Source organism: Agrilactobacillus fermenti (assembly GCF_021030645.1).
Lineage (GTDB): Bacteria > Bacillota > Bacilli > Lactobacillales > Lactobacillaceae > Agrilactobacillus > Agrilactobacillus fermenti.
The window spans coordinates 1-454 of sequence record NZ_JACGCJ010000077.1 but is presented as its reverse complement, the minus strand read 5'-3'; the positions used below and the strand labels follow the sequence as shown (position 1 = coordinate 454).

1 protein-coding gene and 1 pseudogene are annotated in these 454 nt (G+C 40.3%); both read left to right on the top strand.

What is annotated here, in order from left to right:
- Positions 1 to 236: pseudogene (locus FHQ08_RS13370) on the top strand (hypothetical protein); the annotation flags it as partial.
- Positions 208 to 454: phage terminase large subunit (locus tag FHQ08_RS13365; protein WP_230914752.1), on the top strand; the 247-nt coding region annotated here is incomplete at its 3' end. The pseudogene FHQ08_RS13370 and the gene FHQ08_RS13365, both read left to right, overlap by 29 nt.

Here is a 454-nt window from a genome sequence, read left to right as displayed (position 1 = left end):
AGAAACCTAAAGTTTTGACCGTTGATGGCGAGAAAACAACCTATGACAAGGTAGTCTATGAAGAAACGGCAGATGTCATTGAAATCAGAACAAAGGTCTCTGATGCAAATAAGGCAGCTGAGTTGTTAGGCAAGCGTTACTCATTATGGACGGACAAACTAGACATCCAAAGTTCAGATATCAATATTGTGATCGGTGGTGATGGCGATGATAACGATACAGATTCCGAAACCTAGCAAGGTTTTCAACAAACAATTCTATAAATCTTTGTTCGATTATAAAACGTTTACGGAAGTTTATTATGGTGGTGCCAGTTCGGGTAAAAGTCATGGTGTTGTTCAGAAAGTTATCATCAAAGCCTGCCAGCCTTGGCGATATCCACGTAAGGTTTTATGGTTGCGTAAAGTTGGGACCAGTGTTCGTGATTCAATCTTTGAAGATGTTAAGCAAGGGC